We start from the raw sequence: 13,029 nt of genomic DNA, 5'->3' as shown, positions 1-13,029 counted from the left end.
GCAACTCCCCGAAACCCCGAACTCCGACAACACCCCGGGCGATCGCGCGCACGCGCGAGCCGTAGGACGTGATCCACGCCCTATGATTCGGAGCACCCGGCCGAGCGGATCGGTGGTGATCTCGAGTTGCTCGCAACCAACGGCGTTGGCGGAGCGCAATATTAAGCCAGTTACCTCAAGGCAAACCTCGCGCGTTTCGCTCTATTTGCACGAAAATTCAGATAACTCAGACAAACCGGGCGGAAAACCACACCCAAGCTACGAACCGGCGAATCAGAATCGCCCGAGCGGGACGGCCCTCGTCACACGTTCCCGCTGTCACCGAACCGGAGGGGTACCGGTTGCATTCTGGTCGGTCGGCTTCGCAAGGGTGGTGGTTCGCCGCCGAATTGCCGCCGTCACAGCGGCAGCCGCGGCCAGGATACACAAAATCCACTCCGGCGTGGGGCCCAAACGCGTTGCCGGTGTCGTGTCTTCGCGTAGCGGGAGTTTCGCGACTAATGCCGCGGGGACGAACTGCGGGGTCTGCTGCTGGATCTCGCCATCGGCGGTGATGATGGCGCTGACGCCGGTGGTCACCGAGACCACCACGGCGCGGCCGTGTTCCACCGCGCGCACCCGCGACATGGCCAGCTGCTGATAGGTCATCTCGCTGTCGCCGAAGGTCGCGTTGTTGGACGGGACGGTGAGAATCTGCGCGCCGGCGCGCACCGCTTCCTCGAAGGCGCGGTCGAAGGCGACCTCGTAGCAGGTGGCCACGCCGATGGCGACCGGCGCACCGCCAGCGGCGGGTTCGGCGTGGACCACGCCGTCGCCGGTGCCGGGAACGAAATAGCCCGCGCGGTCGGCATATTCGGAGAACAGCCGGAAGAAGCTGCGCATGGGCAGGTACTCGCCGAAGGGCTGAATGATCTTCTTGTTGTGCCGCTCCCCCGGCCCGCCGTCGGCGGTCCACACGATCACCGAGTTCGTGGTGGTGCGATCATCGTTCACCAGGACCGCGCCAACCAGGATGGGCGCCTTGATATCCCGGGCGGCCTGCGTGATGAGCGCGGCGGCGTCGGCATTGCGCAGCGGGTCGATATCGGAGGAGTTCTCCGGCCAGATCACCACATCCGGCTGCGGGGCCCGCCCGGCGGCGACGGCCGCGGCGAGTTCCTCGGTGCGCTTGACGTGATTGTCGAGAACCGCGCGACGCTGGGCGTTGAAGTCGAGTCCCAGGCGCGGCACGCTGCCCTGGATCGCGGCGACCGTGATCGGCCGGTTGCCGTCCTCCGGGCCGGGCAGCGCGGTCCGGAGGATCACTCCGGTGAAAGGAATGATAGCCACAAGCGCGCCCGCACCAACAATCCGTGTCCACGATGTGGGACGCCAAGCCCCCCATCTGGGACGATGCGGAACGTTTGCGGAAGCCCGCACCTCACTCCGCGAACCCCACCACCACACGAGCGCGCCCGCGGCGAGGGTGCCCGTGAGCGCCACCGCGAAACTCACCAGCGGCGCACCACCCACCATGGCGAACGGCAGATACCACCCGTCCGCCTGACCGAAAGCGATCCTCCCCCAAGGAAATCCCCCGAACGGGAAACTCGACCGCGCCCACTCGGTCAGCGACCACGCCGCCGCCACCCACAGCGGCCACCACCGCAGCGACCCGACCAGTCGCGCGATCATCCCGAACAGCCCCACATACACCGCGCACACGGTCGACAGCGCCAGCCACGGCACCGGACCCACATAGATCCCGGTCCACGGCAGCAACGGCAGGAAGAACCCCAGCCCCGCCAGCATCCCGTACCCGAATCCCCCACGCAGCCGCCCGTTTCCACGCACCACCAGCGTCAGCAGCGCAATGGCGACGGGCGCGAGAAACCACAGCGTCCGAGGCGGAAAACTCGCGAACAACAGCAGTCCCGCGAGGATCGCGCCCACGCAGCGCCCCAGCACCGGCCGCGATCGCGCCCGGCCCAGCAACCTCAGCCCGAATCCCCCAGCGGCTGAACTCTTCTCAGGGTGATCGCCCTCGGCATTCGTAGCTGCCAGGAAATCAGCGGTCCGGGAATCGGCCGTGCCGGAGTCCGGGCGGGGGCGTCCGGAAGGCGTTGCGGGCGTGGTGTTTTCGGTGCCGGGCTCAGAGCTCATGGATGGTGACCCCGCGGTGCACGGTGCGCAGGCAGCGCGGGAGGGTGGCATCGGGGGTGAGGGGCGGGAGGCCGGGGACCCGGGAGCGGGGGTCGGTGGACCAGCGCTGGACGGAGTCGGCGGCCGCGGCCACCACGAGGTCTTCGGCGTCCCAGAGGGTGTAGGAGGCGGGGGCGCCGGGGACCAGGGTGCCGGCCAGGCCGTCGCGGACGCCGCCGGCGCGCCAGGCGCCGCGGGTGGCGGCGGCGAAGGCGGCGCGGGGGGAGATTTGATGGCCGGGGGTGCGGTGGTTGGCCGCCGCGCGGATGGCCTCCCACTGGTTCAGGGCGGTGACGGGGGCGTCGGAGCCGATTGCCAGGGAGATGCCCGCGGCGGCCATGGCCGAGAACGGGTTGAGGGTGGCGGCGCGGTCGGCGCCCAGACGGGTGGCGTACATACCGTCGGGGCCGCCCCAGGCGGCGTCGAAACCCGGTTGGACACTGGCGATTACGCCCCACTGAGCGAGTTTCGCGATCTGGTCGGCGTCGAGCATTTCGGCGTGTTCGAGGCGGTGGCCGCGGGAAGCGACTGCGGGACCGCCCAATTCGGCGACGACCCGCTCGAATCCGGTGACGACCGCGTCCATGGCGGCGTCGCCGATGACGTGGAAGCCGGTCTGGATGCCCGCCTCGGTGCAGGCCAGCACGTGCGCGTGGACGGCGTCGGCGTCGAGGTAGGAGGTGCCGGTGGTGTCGCGGTCGGCGTAGGGGGTACGCAGCCACGCGGTGTGCGAGCCGATCGAGCCGTCGACGAACAGGTCGCCGCCGAGGGCGTGCACGCCGAGGTCCTTCAGCAGGGTGCGGGCCTCGTCGGCGGTGCGCACGGCCTGACCCCAGTAGGCGCGCACCTCGACGCCGTGCGAAAAGGCCAGCAGCTCACGGACATCCGTCTCGCCGGAGATCTCGGGGCCGGCGCATTCGTGGACGGCGGCGATGCCCTGGGCGGCGGCGTGGTCGAGGGCGGCTCGGCGGGCGGCGTCGCGCTGACCGCGATCCAGCGCGCCCAGTGCGGCGGCCCGCACCCGGTGGTGCGCGTCGCCGCGCAGCGGTTCACCCCGGGTGAAGCCGGCGGCCTCGGTGATACCGGCGACGGCATCCAGCAGCGGGGTCGACACGACGGCCGAATGTGCGTCCACGCGAGCCAGATACACCAGCCGACCGGGGGCGGCGGCATCGATTTCTGCCAGGCTCGGCGGCCGTCCCTCCGGCCAGACGGTGTCGTCCCAGCCCTCGCCGAGGATCGCGCCGTCGGGCCGCGCGGCGGCGAACGTCCGCAGCGCCTCGAGGCATTCCGCGAGCGAACCCGCCTGTGCCAGATCGAGTCCCGTGAGCTTCAACCCCAGCGCGGTGACGTGCACGTGCGGGTCCACGAACGCGGGCGCGACGAACGCGCCGTCCACATCGATGATCTCCGCGTCCGGGTGCATCGCCCGCCCCGCACGGTCCGCGCCGACCCACACCACGGTGCCGTCGGTCACCGCCATCGCCGTCGCGTCCGGATTACTCGGACTATAGATACGGCCGCCGACAAGCAACTGGGTACTCACAGGTCTCCAGTCTGCCGCACGGGCGCGGCCGCACCGGGTTCGGGGCCGAATGGCAGGACGGACCCCCGCCCACAACCACACCCGCCCCAGCACGCTCACACCGGCCGCGCGCATACCGCGCAGCTACCGCGCCCCGTAACGGGGGCCGGGGGCAGCGCCCCCGATTCCGGGGGTCCGGGGGCGGAGCCCCTGGGAAAAGCAGAGCCCCTGGGAAAAGCAGAGCTCAGTTCGGGTCGATGGCGCGGTAGGTGGTGCGGCCCTGGCCGTCGTCGTAGTACTCGCTCACCACGGTGGCGTCGATGACCTCGCCGTCGGGGTCGATCACCACATTGCGGTACCCGAACGGGCCGACGGCCGTGGCCACCCGGTTGAGGCGGCGGGCGGCGAAGGCGGCCACGATCGGGCGGAACAGGAACCGGGTCACCGGGGTCAGCGCCAGCAGGCCGAGGAACGAGGTGAGCAGACCGGGCACGAACATGAGGACCGCGCCCACGGTGACCAGTGCGCCGTCGGCGACGGCGGTACTCGGCTCGATCTCGCCGCGGGCGGCCTTGCGGAAGCCCTCGAACACGCGCCTGCCCTGCGAACGCACCAGGATCAGACCCGCCGCGGACCCGGCGATGAGCAGCAGGATGGTCGGGAACACGCCGATGAAATGCCCGACGAGCACGAGCGTGGCGATCTCGGCGGCGAAGTACGCGAGGAACAGGAGGGCAGGCATCCGGGCGATCCTTTCGATCGATTCACCCCTACAACGCGCGAGACGGCCGATTTTCTCCCGGCGTGACCGCGCACACAGCCGCCCAGAGCCCGCGACCATGCCCGATCCACCGGGTTCTGCCAGCTCAGCGCGTGGTCGGCGACCGCGCGGCCGGGTCCGGGTATCACCCGGTTTCCACGATCTCGAGGCGAGCGGAAATCTACAGTTGAGAGATGGCGAGCGGGGGCTCCGAGCAGGTGCGGGCGGCGGCCGGTCTCTTCGTGGAGGCGGCGGGCGCGGGGCCGCCGGTGGTCTTCACCCATGACGCGCTCTCGCACTGCGGCTCGTGGGATGCGCAGTTCGAGGCGCTGGCGAAGGATCATCGGGTGGTGCGCTGGGATCGGCGCGGGTACGGACGCTCACCTCGGCCGACCGGTCCGTATTCCAGTTCCGAGGATCTCGCCGCCGTGGCGCGCGCGGTCGCGGACGAGCCGGTGACCTTGATCGGCTGTTCGTTCGGCGGCCTGGTGACGCTGTGGTGCGCGCTCGAGCACCCCGATCTCGTCGGCCGACTGATCCTGATCGGCTCGCTGGTCAGCGGGCTGTCGCTGAGTGAGCACTTCCTCACGCGCGGCGGCCGCGACATACCCACTCGCGACGACTCGATCACCGATCAGATCAGCTATTGGACCGAGACCGATCCGTGGTTCGTCGCACCCGCCAATCCCGGTGCGCGGCAACGGCTTCGGGACATATTGCGCGCCAGTCCCGGCAATCTGGATCCGCCCATGGAGCTCGAGCGCATGTCACAGGCGCCCGCCCTGCCCCGGCTCGGGGAGATCGCCGTGCCCACCCTGGTCGTCGTCGGCGAATTCGACCATCCCGACGTCCACGCCCACTGCGGCGCGATCGAAGCGGGCATTCCGGCGGCTGCGCGCATCGTGCTGGGCGGCAGCGGGCATCTGCCGCAGCTGGAGACGCCCGCGGCCTGCACCACCGTGATCCGCGAGTTCCTCGACGAATCATCCTGAGCCGCAGGCACTTCCAGGTCAAGCGTTACCCGGTCGCACCAGCCCGGTCTCGTAGGCGAGCACCACCGCCTGCACTCGATCGCGCAAATCGAGCTTGGTGAGCACCCGTCCCACATGCGTCTTCACCGTCGCCTCCGACAGGAACAGCGCCGCGGCGATCTCGGCGTTGGACCGCCCGGCCGCGATGTGCTCGAGCACCTCCCGCTCCCGCGCGGTCAGCACCTCCAGCACGCCCGGATCCCGTCCCGCGGCCGGATCCTCGGCAATGAGGCGGTCCAGCAGCCGCTTGGTCACCTTCGGCGACACCACCGCATCCCCGGCGGCCACCGACCGAATGGCCGAGATGAGGTCCTCCGGCGGCGTGTCCTTCAACAGGAATCCGCTGGCTCCGGCCCGCAGCGCACCCAGCGCGTGTTCGTCGAGGTCGAAGGTGGTCATGACGAGAACCCGGCTGCCATACCCGGATTCGATGATCTGCGCGGTGGCGCTCACACCGTCGGTGATGGGCATGCGCACATCCATGAGCACCACATCCGGCCGCAATTCGGCCGCCCGCGCGATCGCCGCGGCCCCATTGTCGGCCTCCCCCACCACCTCTATGTCCGGGTGCGCGCCGAGCACCATCCGCAACCCCGCACGCATGAGCTCCTGATCGTCGACTACCAGCACAGTGATCGGCACGACTCTCAATCTATCGGCCCGGCCCGCGGTGCCGGCCACCCACATCGGTGCGCGGGGTCAACGCGGTGACACGCCGAGTTCTACAGCACCCGGGGCGGACGGCGGCGACGCGGTCAGTCGCTCTCGCGGTCGAGGGGGATGGTGGCGCGAACGGCCCAGCCGCCCTTGCCGTTCCGGCCCGCTGTCAGTGTTCCGCCCAGGACGGCCATGCGTTCGCGCATGCCGACCAGGCCGAGGCCGCTGCCGGGGATGGCGGGGGCCGGGGTGCGGGTGTCGGGGGCTCCCCCGCAGTCGATGACCTCGACGAGGACGTCGGTGTCGCGGCGGGTGACGCGGACGTCGGCGTGCGAGTCCGAGCCGGCGTGGCGCAGGGTGTTGGTGAGCGACTCCTGCACGATGCGGTGGATGCCGAGGCTGACTTCCGGGCTGAGGGAATCGATTTCGCCGGTGAGTTCGAGCGAGACGTTCAGCCCGGCATTGCGCATCATGGCGACGAGGCCGGCGATGCCGGCGGTGCCGTGCTGCGGAAGTTGTTCGGGGGCATGCTCGGTCCGCAGCAGCTCGACGGTGCGGCGCAGTTCGCGCAGCGCTTCGCGGCCGGTGCCGGCGATGGTGGCGAGAGCCTGCTCGGCGGTGTCGGGGTCCTGGCGCAGGGCGTAGCGGGCGCCGTCGGCCTGCACGATGATCACGCTCACCGCGTGCGCGACGACATCGTGGAGTTCGCGGGCGATGCGGGTGCGTTCGGCGGCGACGGCGTCGTGGGCGCGGCGTTCACGGTCGTAGTCGGCGACGGCGAGGCGGGCGGCCACCTCGGCGTCATACGCGTGGCGCGCGCCGACGAATTCGGCGAGGGTCCAGCACAGGGCGTAGTAGACGGCGGTGAAGGGGGCGTCGACGCCTTCGGGTTTGCCGATCATGATCCAGGACAGGACGCTGTCGGCGATGAGCGCGCCCAGATACCAGAGTCCTTCGCGGCGGCCCACATACGCGACCAGCGTGTAGAGCATGATGCCGAGGCCGAGCAGGGCCGGGTGGACGGCGTCGTGGTCGCCGCCGGCCCAGTGGATCACGGTGGTGGCGAAGGAGATCAGCACCAGGGCCAGCGCCGCCGCGCGCGGATAGGTGCGCCGGAACACGATCGGCACCGACAGTGCCACGCCGAGAACGGCGTAGATCACCTTCTGCCGGCTTTCGCCGATGGCGAGGATATCGAGAACGAACAACCCCAGAGCGAGCATGGAGTCGGTGATCAGTGGCCTGTCGCGCAGCCACAAACTGAACCGGCGCACAGCACCACCCTACGGGGCGCTGCCGGTTTGCCCGGGATTGTCCGCTCTGCTTGAGTCATCCCATGACCATTGGGGACTGGGCGGTCTTGCTGACCGCGGCCACGGCAGCCGGCTGGGTGGACGCGGTGGTCGGCGGCGGCGGACTCATCGTGCTGCCGACCCTGTTCGTCGTCCTGCCGGGCCTCGCGCCGCAGACCGCCTTGGGCACCAACAAGATCGCGGCCTTCTCCGGGACCAGCGCGGCCGTGCTGACCTTCGCCCGCAAGGTGCCCATGCGGTGGAAGACGCTGCTCCCGGCGGCCGCACTGGCCGCGGTGGCCTCGGCCTGCGGGTCGGCGGCGGTCGGGCTCATCGACCGCGAGCTGTTCATTCCCATCGTCATGGTGGTGCTGGTCGGCGTGGCGGTCTTCATCACCCTGCGCCCGTCCATCGGCGTCACCATGGCCACGCACCGGCCGACCCGGCGCAAGACGCTGCTGGTCATCGGGATGGCCGCCGGGCTCATCGGCCTCTACGACGGACTGCTCGGCCCCGGCACCGGGACGTTCCTGATCATCACCTTCGCCACCATGCTGGGCACCGAATTCGTCCGCGCCGCAGCCATGGCCAAGGTCATCAACTGCGGCTCGAACCTGGGTTCGCTCATCTTCCTGGGCGCGACGGGCCACGTGCTGTGGGCACTCGGCCTGGCCATGGCCGTCGCGAATGTGGCGGGCTCCATTGTGGGTTCGCACATGGCGCTGGCCCGGGGCGCGGGATTCGTCCGCGCGGTGCTGCTGGTCGTGGTGGTCGCCATGGCGATTCGGCTGGGCTGGCAGCAGTTCGGGTAGGGCGACAGGAGGTTCGCGCCGCGCGACAGGGTGTCGCACCCGGCCTGAGCGCACACAATCGGCGCTAGGTCCGCCATTCCGACAGTTGCGGCGCGGATTGTGTTGGCTGCGGCCGGAATCCCGCCCTCAGCAACCGAACCCTCCACATCCCGGCGCGAGCCCAACCCTCGTCATCCCGGCCAAGAGCATGCCGGGATGACGAGCGGCGACGGCGGGCCGCGGCTGCTACACCAGCAGATCCTCTGGCAGACCTAGCTCTCGGTCGCCGCCGAGCGCGGAGTCGTCGGGCCCGGAGGATTCGCCGCCCGGCGCGCGGCCCGGGTTGTCGCCGATCAGCGATTCGATCGAATTCAGCCGCGCCGGATCGACTTCCGTGCAGTGTGTGCGCTCGACCGGTCGCCGCTCGGGGAACAGGGCGCGGTGATCGGCGCTGGCGCGGCGCACGATCTCCGGGCCGAGCCGGTGGACGGTCGCCATGGAACGGACCGGTTCGGGTTCCGGGCGGCGCGGCTGCTCGACGGTCGCCCGGTCGGATTCGTGCGGCGACGAACCCGTCGGCGCCTGCGCCACGCCGCTTTCGGGCACTGCCGATCCGGAGCCACCCACGGGCGTCGCCGATCCGGAATTGCCACCGGGCGCCTCTGATCCTGCCGGCACCTGCGCCGATCCGGTCGGCGACAGCTGTGCCGAACCCAGCGCGGGTGCGGGGGCCGAGCCCAGCGCCGGCCGGGCGTCCGCCTCAGTGGTTGCGCCGCTGCCGGATTCGAGGCTGACCGGTTCGGTGAGCCAGGGGGCCAGCACCTTCGAGGTGATCTCCTGGATCTTGCGGTGCAGTTGGTCGGCGTCCTCGATGCCGGGTTGCTGGAAGAGAACTGACAGCGCGCCCGACACCGCGCCGACGACCGCGCCGACCAGTGCGGCGGCGCCGACCTCGTCGAGTTCGTCGGGGAAGGCGGCGCGCAGGTGGCGGGCGATCTCCTGCTGGGCGACCTGCTGGGCGTAGGCGGCCCGGCCGCTCACCGCGGAGACGGTGCGCGAAACCTGGGCGCGCACAACGGCTATGCGGGCGGGCAGGGTGTCGCCGAGGTGGTCGCCCGGGTTGTCGCCGGCGGCGCGCAGGGCGCGCAGCAGCACCTCGACGGGTCGTTCGCCGGGGCGGCGGGTGGCGATGGCCTGCGCCGCCGCCGAGACCCGTTCGTCGGGTTCGGGGAAGAGCAGTTCTTCCTTGCTGGCGAAGTAGTTGAAGAACGTCCGGGTGCCGACTTCCGCGGCCGCGGCGATATCGGCGACCGTGGTCGCCTCATAGCCTCTGGTCTCGAACAGTTCGACGGCGGCCTGATACAGGGCGCGGCGGGTGCGTTCTCGTTTGCGGTCGCGGAGTGCGGATGGCGGCACGCGGGCAGACCCTACGGCATCCGGACAGCAAAACGTGGCATGTCCAGGGCTTGTCGCGCGCGTTTCATGGTGTGCGTCTTCGCAGTTCGTGCATTGTTGCAGCGTGTGCACGTTTGCAGACTGTGAAGCTGAGGTTGAGAGTGTGTGCTGTTGAAGGACTCCGGTGTCAGCCTCTAGGTTGGAACGGGTGAGCATCGCAACCAAGCTCGTGGACGAGGAGTTCCGCGCACTGCCCCTGGCCGCGCTCGCCGACGCGGCGCTGTCGGCGGCGCGCGCGGCGGGTGCCGAGTACGCGGATCTGCGGGTGCACCGACTTCTGCAGCAGTCCATACGATTGCGCGACGGCCGGGTGGAATCGGTCAGCGACAGCACCGATCTCGGGTTCGCGGTGCGCGTGATCGTCGACGGCACCTGGGGTTTCGCCTCACACGCGGATCTCACCACCGCCTCGGCAGCCGAGGTGGCGCGGCGCGCGGTCACGGTTGCCACGACTTTGCGGGCACTGAACCGGGAGCGCGTGCAGCTCGCCGCCGAGCCGCGCTACGACGATGTCGAGTGGGTCTCGTCCTATGACCTCGATCCGTTCTCGGTGCCGACACCGGACAAAGTGGCACTGCTGCAGGAGTATTCGGAGCGGCTGCGGTCCGCGGACGGCGTGGATCATGTCACCGCGTCGGTATTGCAGGTCAAGGAGCAGACGTTCTACGCGGACACCTTCGGTTCGCGGATCACCCAGCAGCGGGTGCGGCTGCACCCGGTGCTCGAGGCCATCACGGTCGATCCGTCGGCGGGCGTGTTCGAGACCATGCGCACCCTGGCCGCCCCGGCCGGCCGCGGCTGGGAGTACGTGACCGGCGCGGACGGAACCTGGGACTGGGCGGGCGAACTCGCGCGGATGCCGGGCTGGCTGGCCGACAAGGTGAAGGCGCCCAGCGTCACCGCGGGCCCCACCGATCTGGTCATCGATCCGAGCAATCTGTGGCTCACCATCCACGAGTCCATCGGGCACGCCACCGAGTACGACCGCGCCATCGGCTACGAATCGGCCTATGCGGGAACGTCCTTCGCGACACCCGACAAACTGGGCACGCTGCGCTACGGCACGCCGATCATGCACGTCACCGGTGACCGCACCCAGGAGCACGGCCTGGCCAGCGTCGGCTACGACGACGAGGGCGTGGCCGGGCAGCGCTGGGATCTGGTGCGCGACGGCGTGCTCGTCGGCTACCAGCTGGACCGGGTGTTCGCCCCGCGCCTGGGCCTGGAGCGTTCGAACGGCTGCTCCTACGCCGACTCCGCCCATCACGTGCCCATTCAGCGCATGGCCAATGTGTCGCTGCAACCGGATCCCGAACGCGACACCAGCACCGCCGAACTCATCTCCCGGGTCGAGGACGGCCTCTACATCGTCGGCGACAAGTCGTGGTCGATCGATATGCAGCGCTACAACTTCCAGTTCACCGGCCAGCGGTTCTTCCGCATCCGCAACGGCGAACTCGCCGGGCAGGTGCGCGATGTCGCCTACCAGGCCACCACCACCGACTTCTGGGGTGCGATGGAGGCCGTGGGCGGGCCGTCCACCTGGGTGCTGGGTGGTGCGTTCAATTGCGGTAAGGCTCAGCCCGGTCAGGTGGCGGCGGTCAGTCACGGCTGCCCGTCGATTCTGGTGCGCGGCATCAATGTGCTCAATACCCGCGCCGAAGCCGGGCAGTAGGGAAAGGACCGACAACGGTGAGTGTGCTCCCCGCCCCCGAGGTCGTCGAACGCGCGCTGCGTGCCTCCCGCGCCGACGAGGCCATGGTGATCGTCACCGACGCGCACGAGGCGTCGCTGCGCTGGGCCGGAAACTCCATGACCACCAATGGTTCCTCGGTCGCGCGCGACTGGGCCGTGGTCGCCATCTTCCGGAACGGGCCGAATGCGGCGCGGGTCGGCAGCGTGAGCTCCACGAGCGTCGATCCCGCGGATATCGAGTACGTGGTGCGGGCCGCCGAGGAGGCGGCGCGCACCGCGCAGCCCGCGAAAGATGCTGTGCCGCTGCTCGATCCGGCGGCCGTCGCGGGCGACACGCTAGATCTGGTGCTCGACTGGGAGGGCACTCCGGCGACCACCGACATCGGCGTGTTCACCGATCTGGCGCGCGATCTGGCCGTCGGATTCGACGGTGCGGACCGGCTCTACGGGTTCGCCCACCATCAGATGCATTCCACCTGGCTGGGCACCTCCACCGGGCTGCGGCGGCGCTGGGTGCAGCCGACGGGGTCGGTGGAGATCAACGGAAAGCGAGGCGAGGGCAGCGATCTCGCCAGCGCCTGGGTGGGCACCGGAACCACCGATTTCGCCGATGTCGACACCCCGGCGCTGCTGGCCGAACTCGCCCGCCGCCTGGACTGGAGCAAACGGCGCGTCGAGCTGCCCGCCGGACGCTACGAAACGCTGCTGCCGCCGTCGGCCGTCGCCGATCTCATGATCTACATGGCGTGGACCATGGAGGGCCGCGGCGCGCACGAGGGCCACACCGCCTTCTCACGCGCCGGGGGCACTCGAATCGGTGAGCGGCTCAGCGCGATTCCGCTCACCCTGTACTCGGATCCGAGCGCCGCCGGGCTCGAGTACCGTCCGTTCGTGGCGACGCCGTCCTCGTCGGAATCGCTGTCGGTGTTCGACAACGGGCTCAGCGCGCAGCGCACCGATTGGGTGCGCGAGGGCGTCATCGAGTCGCTCGTGTACCCGCGCGCCACCGCCGCGGAATTCGATGCGCCGGTCACGCTGCCGGGTGAAAACCTGCTCATGGCAGGCGGCTCCGAGGCGAGCCTGTCGGACATGATCGCCCGCACCGAGCGCGGCCTGCTGCTCACCTGCCTGTGGTACATCCGTGAGGTGGACCCGGCCACGCTGTTGCTCACCGGGCTCACCCGCGACGGCGTCTACCTCATCGAGAACGGTGAGGTCACCGGCGCGGTCAACAATTTCCGCTTCAACGAGAGCCCGCTCGATCTGCTGCGGCGCGTGTCCGAGGCGGGCCGCACCGAGATCACGCTCCCCCGCGAATGGAAGGACTGGTTCACCCGCACGGCCATGCCGGCGCTGCGCATTCCCGACTTCCACATGTCGTCGGTGAGCCAGGCCACCTGAGCTCGCGATCCGGGCGTCACAGGTCCTGAGGTGACGCCCGGATCCCCCGGTTGTGACCGGGGAACAATCGGACACGGTTGCGTGTTCTGCTGATTGCCGCTACCGTTGGTGCGGTCTCCATCTTGTGGACGCAGGTGACGATTCCCTCCCACAAGGATCCAGATTCTCTACGACGGATTCGCCGCGCTGTAGGCGCCGTTATTCGAATTTCCGGATTCCGGCAGCACTGTATTTCCGCGCG

10 protein-coding genes are annotated in these 13,029 nt (G+C 69.9%); 4 read left to right on the top strand and 6 right to left on the bottom strand.

The genetic code is table 11. The features are described 5' to 3' along the window. Nucleotides 1-318 precede the first annotated feature (318 nt). From lnt to H0264_RS21145, 3 genes are all read right to left on the bottom strand, one after another. Nucleotides 319-1,974 carry an apolipoprotein N-acyltransferase gene (gene lnt / locus H0264_RS21155; protein WP_244976273.1) on the bottom strand — a complete coding sequence of 552 codons (1,656 nt, stop codon included), beginning with the start codon at nt 1,972-1,974 and terminating at the stop codon, nt 319-321. Nucleotides 1,975-2,131: 157 nt separating this feature from the next. Continuing rightward, the gene (locus H0264_RS21150) at nt 2,132-3,727 is read right to left on the bottom strand and encodes an amidohydrolase (protein WP_181579139.1); all 1,596 of its coding nucleotides are present in this window, start codon (nt 3,725-3,727) and stop codon (nt 2,132-2,134) included. 223 nt (nt 3,728-3,950) lie between these two features. Next, nucleotides 3,951-4,448 (bottom strand): FxsA family protein, encoded by a 498-nt coding sequence (locus H0264_RS21145; protein WP_181579138.1) that lies wholly within the window; start codon nt 4,446-4,448, stop codon nt 3,951-3,953. A gap of 212 nt (nt 4,449-4,660) precedes the next feature. Between H0264_RS21145 and H0264_RS21140 the strand changes: the two genes are divergently transcribed. Then, nucleotides 4,661-5,458 (top strand): alpha/beta fold hydrolase, encoded by a 798-nt coding sequence (locus H0264_RS21140; RefSeq protein WP_181579137.1) that lies wholly within the window; start codon nt 4,661-4,663, stop codon nt 5,456-5,458. Nucleotides 5,459-5,476: 18 nt separating this feature from the next. Here H0264_RS21140 and H0264_RS21135 read toward each other — a convergent pair whose 3' ends face one another. Both H0264_RS21135 and H0264_RS21130 read right to left on the bottom strand, forming a co-directional pair. Then, a complete protein-coding gene (locus H0264_RS21135) occupies nt 5,477-6,139 on the bottom strand; it encodes a response regulator (RefSeq protein ID WP_181579136.1) in 663 nt (220 codons plus the stop codon). A 113-nt stretch (nt 6,140-6,252) separates the two neighbouring features. Beyond that, on the bottom strand, nt 6,253-7,428 hold the full coding sequence (locus H0264_RS21130; protein ID WP_181579135.1) for a sensor histidine kinase: 1,176 nt from the start codon (nt 7,426-7,428) through the stop codon (nt 6,253-6,255). Nucleotides 7,429-7,490: 62 nt separating this feature from the next. Between H0264_RS21130 and H0264_RS21125 the strand changes: the two genes are divergently transcribed. After that, the gene (locus H0264_RS21125; RefSeq protein ID WP_181579134.1) at nt 7,491-8,258 is read left to right on the top strand and encodes a TSUP family transporter; all 768 of its coding nucleotides are present in this window, start codon (nt 7,491-7,493) and stop codon (nt 8,256-8,258) included. A 225-nt stretch (nt 8,259-8,483) separates the two neighbouring features. Here the strand turns inward: H0264_RS21125 and H0264_RS38695 are convergent, their stop codons facing one another. Continuing rightward, complete coding sequence (locus tag H0264_RS38695) at nt 8,484-9,653, bottom strand: TetR/AcrR family transcriptional regulator (RefSeq protein ID WP_231085871.1); 1,170 nt, start codon at nt 9,651-9,653, stop codon at nt 8,484-8,486. 187 nt (nt 9,654-9,840) lie between these two features. Here H0264_RS38695 and H0264_RS21115 point away from each other — a divergent pair, with 187 nt between their 5' ends. Continuing rightward, nucleotides 9,841-11,367, top strand: coding sequence for a TldD/PmbA family protein (locus H0264_RS21115; protein WP_231085872.1), 1,527 nt, complete (start codon nt 9,841-9,843; stop codon nt 11,365-11,367). 23 nt (nt 11,368-11,390) lie between these two features. Then, nucleotides 11,391-12,788 (top strand): TldD/PmbA family protein, encoded by a 1,398-nt coding sequence (locus H0264_RS21110; protein ID WP_181585725.1) that lies wholly within the window; start codon nt 11,391-11,393, stop codon nt 12,786-12,788. Nucleotides 12,789-13,029 lie beyond the last annotated feature (241 nt).

This window comes from Nocardia huaxiensis, from assembly GCF_013744875.1.
GTDB lineage: Bacteria > Actinomycetota > Actinomycetes > Mycobacteriales > Mycobacteriaceae > Nocardia > Nocardia huaxiensis.
This window is presented reverse-complemented; position numbering and strand designations above follow the sequence as displayed.

Excerpts from the sequence above, each read along its gene's own strand:
- H0264_RS21145 (WP_181579138.1), bottom strand. The coding sequence starts at position 4,448 with ATGCCTGCCCTCCTGTTCCTCGCGTACTTCGCCGCCGAGATCGCCACG.
- H0264_RS21125 (WP_181579134.1), top strand. The coding sequence starts at position 7,491 with ATGACCATTGGGGACTGGGCGGTCTTGCTGACCGCGGCCACGGCAGCC.
- H0264_RS21140 (WP_181579137.1), top strand. The coding sequence starts at position 4,661 with ATGGCGAGCGGGGGCTCCGAGCAGGTGCGGGCGGCGGCCGGTCTCTTC.